Source organism: Pseudolysinimonas sp., from assembly GCF_031389465.1.
Taxonomy (GTDB): Bacteria; Actinomycetota; Actinomycetes; order Actinomycetales; family Microbacteriaceae; genus Pseudolysinimonas_A.
This window is the reverse complement of sequence record NZ_JANMSQ010000037.1, coordinates 1-4,029: the sequence shown is the minus strand read 5'-3', so window position 1 is coordinate 4,029 and position 4,029 is coordinate 1. Positions and strand designations below refer to the sequence as shown.

Genomic DNA, 4,029 nt, shown 5'->3' with positions numbered 1-4,029 from the left:
CCGAGCGCGACGAGCACGGCTTTCGTCTCGATCGACTCACCGTCGAGAACCAGCCGGTACGAGATCGGCTTCAGACGGGCGAGCTCGGCGAGCAGTGCGAGGATGTAGCGGCTCGGGCCTTTGGGGTGCCGCATCGCGTTCGCGCGTTCGTTGACGATCGCGTCGAACCCGGCGCTCAGGGCGCAGGCGAACCAGCGTTCCCCTTTCACGCCCGTCTCGGCATCCATCCAGGTGATGCGCCCGGCGTCGATCGTCCGCGGCCCGGTGGCGAGGGCGGCGTCGAGGGTGCGCATCGCGGCTTCGGTGTCGTCGTGCGGGATGCCGAGACCCCGCGCCATGTCGTTGCCGGTGCCCGATGGGATGATTCCGAGCGGCACCCGGGTGCCCGCCACGAGATTGGTGCCGAGGTTCACCATCCCGTCGCCGCCGACAACGACGAGCGCGTCGGGCCGCTTCCTGACGGCGACGTTGGCGGAGGCCAGCAACTGTTCGAAGTTGGGCTCGGTGAGCGAGGTGACCTGATGCCCCATCGCCCGCAGGGTCTGCACTACGGCGGGGCCGACATCCCGGCTGGCCCCGAACGAGGCTGACGGGTTGATGGCCACCACGAGCTTCTTCGGACGCGACGTCGCGGGCATGCGCCCGAGTATCGCAGCTTCTCTGGGCCGCGACAGCCCGACGACGTTGTACCGGCGGCCCCGGCGATGTTCTGCAGCATCGTGCGATACCGGTGCGGCTGAGGGTGGTGAGTAAAGTCGCAGCGTGCGCATCACCAAGTACGAACACGCGACCCTGCAGCTCGCCCTCGGCGACGAGAGTCTCGTCATCGACCCCGGAGTCTTCCTGTCGCATCCCGACATCACCGGCGTCGTCGCGGTGGTCATCACCCACGAACACACCGACCACTGGACGGCCGAACAGGTGCGCCGCATCCTCGAAAAGAACCCCGACGCGAAAGTCTTCGCGCCGCAGGGGGTTGCGGATCAAGCCGACGATCTCGAGATCGAGGTCGTCGCCCCGGGCGACACCGCGCAGGCCGGGCCGTTCACCCTGGAGTTCTTCGGCGGCCAGCACGCCGTCATCCACGAGTCCATCCCGGTGATCGACAACGTCGGCGTGCTCGTCAACGACGAGCTGTACTACGCAGGCGACTCCTACGCGGTTCCCGGCATCGAGGTCGGCACCCTCGCCGCGCCGATCGGAGCTCCGTGGCTGAAGATCGGCGAGGCGATGGACTACGTGCTCGCGGTGAAACCGAAGCGCGCGTTCTACGTGCACGACATGACGCTGTCGGTCGCCGGCAAGCAGATGGCGGCGGCGCGACTGGCGTGGGCGACCGAGCAGGGTGGCGGCACGTTCACCGAACTTCAGCCCGGTGAGACGCTCGACATTTAAGGGTTTCGACACGCCCGCTGCGCGGACTGCTCAACCAACGGGTGGGGTGCGATGCTGCCGAATCGCACGGATCGTCAATTGAATCGCGGTGGCAGCGACGAAGAGCCCGAACAGCACCGCCGACAGCCACGGCGGCATGATGAACGCGATGGCCGCACCGCCGAGCGACGCGAGCAGCGCGGTGCCGCCGATGATGAGTCCGTCGAGGGGGCGCACCAGTTGGTTGCGCACGTTCGCGATCGACCCGGTGATCGAAGTCGGGATCATCGCGAGCAACGAGGTGCCCTTCGCGATGAGGTCGCTCACGCCGAAACCGGCGACGAGCAGCGGCACGATGAGCACCCCTCCGCCGATGCCGAACAGTCCGGCGAGAATCCCCATGACGACACCCGACGCGACGAGCCCGATCCCGATCGCCACGCTGTACTCGATGTCGGCACCTCGATCGGGCACGACGAGCAGCATCCGCACGGCGATCACCACGAGCAGCGCGATGAAGCCCCAGCGCAGAATCGCGATCGGCAGCACCTTGAGCAATCGGGTGCCGATGAGCGAGCCGGCGACTCCGCCCGCGCCGAGGAGCAGACCGGCGACGACATCGGTGTGTCCCGCGACCCCGTAGGTGGCCGCCCCAGAGATCGACGAGAGCACGATCGCGGCGAGCGACGTTGCCGCGGCGCGGCGTTGGTCGAACTTCAGCAGCATCAGCAGGAGCGGCACCATGACGATGCCGCCGCCGACGCCGAGGGCCCCCGAGAAGGTGCCGCCGATCGCTCCGACGAGCACCAGCAAGAGGATGTGACGGACCGTCGGCCGGTCGGAGGCAGGGGCAGTCGGTGACGTCACGATGCGTTCGATCCTAGGCCCGGCCGTCGGACGCTACGGTGGAGGCGTGTCCGCGCCCGACCCCGCCCCGGTCTCGCGCGGAAGCATCCGATCGTCCCGGTGGTTCCCGCTCCTGTGGCTCGTGCCGATTGGTCTCGTGTTGCTCGTCGTCGCCGTGCTGGCCGCCCGCTGGTTGCGGGAGCTGCCCGACATCCAGTCGTTCATCGCCGACTACCCGGGTGAGACCGAGATCCCGCCCGGAACCCCCGTCGGCTTCCCGTGGTGGCTGCAGTGGCAGCATGCGCTCAACGCGTTCTTTCTCGTGCTCATCGTGCGCACCGGATGGCAGATCGGGTCGGGCAAGCGCCCGCCCGCCTTCTGGACCCGAAGGAACGACGGGCTGATCCGCACCAAGAACCCGCCGAAGCGGCACAGCATCCACGTCTGGTTCCACCTCGTGCTCGACGCCTTGTGGGTCTTCAACGGGGTGCTCTACTGGGTGCTGCTGTTCGTCTCGGGTCAGTGGTTGCGGCTCGTGCCCCAGTCGTTCGACGTCATCCCGCATGCACTCTCGGCCTTCATCCAGTACCTGTCGCTCGACTGGCCGACCCACAACGGTTGGATCCACTACAACGGGCTGCAGCTGCTGATGTACGGCTTCACGGTGTTCGTCGCCGCCCCCCTCGCCTTGTTCACCGGGCTGCGCCTCTCGACGATCTGGCCCGCGTCGTTGCGCTGGGTGCCCGAGAAGCCGACGCGCACGCTGCACGTCTGGGTGATGCTCTACTTCATCGGCTTCTCGATCCTGCACGTCGGGCTCGTGCTCGCGACCGGGGCGCTGCGCAACCTCAACCACATGTACTCGGGGCGCGACGATGAATCGTGGATCGGGATCGTCGTATTCGCGGCGTCGCTCGTCGTGATGATCGTCGGCTGGGTCGTCGCCCGCCCTGCCGTGCTCACCCGCCTCGCCACCCTCGGGGGCACGATCAGACGATGACCGGCGACCTCCCCACCTACTCGATCGACGACCTCGATCGTGCGCCGGTACTCGATGTTGCGGAGTTCACGAACGACGACGCCGTCGACCTGGGACTAGCAGCGGTCGAGGTGATCGACGAGCGCGCGCTCAACCTCGCCGTGCGGGTCGTGCTGCGCGGCGACATCGTGTTCCAGGCGAAATTCGGCTCGACCGGAGCCGGGAACGACGCGTGGCTCGCGGGTAAGCACGCCGTCGTCGAGCGGTTCGGCGAACCGTCGCTGCTCGTGCGCCGTCGCCACGAAGAAGCGGGTACCCCCTTCGAGGAGCTGCCCGACATCGACCACGAGGCGTTCAAGGCGCACGGCGGGTCGATTCCGATCAAGGTGAACGGTGAGACGGTCGGGTCAATAACGACATCGGGCGAACCGGACGTCGTCGACCACGCGACCTCGGCCGAAGCCATCCGGCGCTACCTCGCGCGATAGGGATGCGGATTTGACGACGATGCCGTCGTCTGCGAGTGTTCCGCGAGAGGCACCCGCTTCGGCTCCTGAGCCGGGGCGGATTCGGCGGGCCGCCACCCATTCCTCTCCTTAGGGCCGAGAACCTTCGTTCGCATCTGCACCAGGAGTGACCGCCCATGTCCCGAATCGGTATCGTCGCCGAACGCACGGGTGAAACCCGCGTCGCTGCGACCCCCGACACCGTCGCGAAGATTCGCAGCCTCGGCTACGACGTCGTCGTCGAACGCGGAGCGGGTGCCGCATCGTCTTTCCCCGACGACACCTACGCCGCCCAGGGCGCCGAGCTCGTCGACACGAAGACCG

General features: G+C 67.6%; 5 protein-coding genes and 1 pseudogene. 4 read left to right on the top strand and 2 right to left on the bottom strand.

Translation table 11 applies throughout. From position 1 onward, the window contains the following. A partial coding sequence (locus tag RMO30_RS01575; RefSeq protein WP_309708598.1) for a diacylglycerol kinase family protein occupies nucleotides 1-638 on the bottom strand: 638 nt, incomplete at its 3' end. Between the two features lie 124 nt (nucleotides 639-762). Between RMO30_RS01575 and RMO30_RS01570 the strand changes: the two genes are divergently transcribed. Next, on the top strand, nucleotides 763-1,395 hold the full coding sequence (locus RMO30_RS01570; RefSeq protein ID WP_309708595.1) for an MBL fold metallo-hydrolase: 633 nt from the start codon (nucleotides 763-765) through the stop codon (nucleotides 1,393-1,395). Nucleotides 1,396-1,425: 30 nt separating this feature from the next. Here RMO30_RS01570 and RMO30_RS01565 read toward each other — a convergent pair whose 3' ends face one another. Then, nucleotides 1,426-2,241 (bottom strand): sulfite exporter TauE/SafE family protein, encoded by an 816-nt coding sequence (locus tag RMO30_RS01565; RefSeq protein WP_309708593.1) that lies wholly within the window; start codon nucleotides 2,239-2,241, stop codon nucleotides 1,426-1,428. A 46-nt stretch (nucleotides 2,242-2,287) separates the two neighbouring features. Between RMO30_RS01565 and RMO30_RS01560 the strand changes: the two genes are divergently transcribed. From RMO30_RS01560 to RMO30_RS01550, 3 genes and pseudogenes are all read left to right on the top strand, one after another. Beyond that, nucleotides 2,288-3,220, top strand: coding sequence for a cytochrome b/b6 domain-containing protein (locus tag RMO30_RS01560; protein ID WP_309708591.1), 933 nt, complete (start codon nucleotides 2,288-2,290; stop codon nucleotides 3,218-3,220). Continuing rightward, nucleotides 3,217-3,687, top strand: a complete 471-nt coding sequence (locus RMO30_RS01555; protein WP_309708587.1) for a heme-binding protein — start codon at nucleotides 3,217-3,219, stop codon at nucleotides 3,685-3,687. The genes RMO30_RS01560 and RMO30_RS01555 overlap by 4 nt, the downstream gene beginning before the upstream one ends. Before the next feature lie 155 nt (nucleotides 3,688-3,842). Then, a pseudogene (locus RMO30_RS01550) lies at nucleotides 3,843-4,029 on the top strand (NAD(P)(+) transhydrogenase (Re/Si-specific) subunit alpha); the annotation flags it as partial.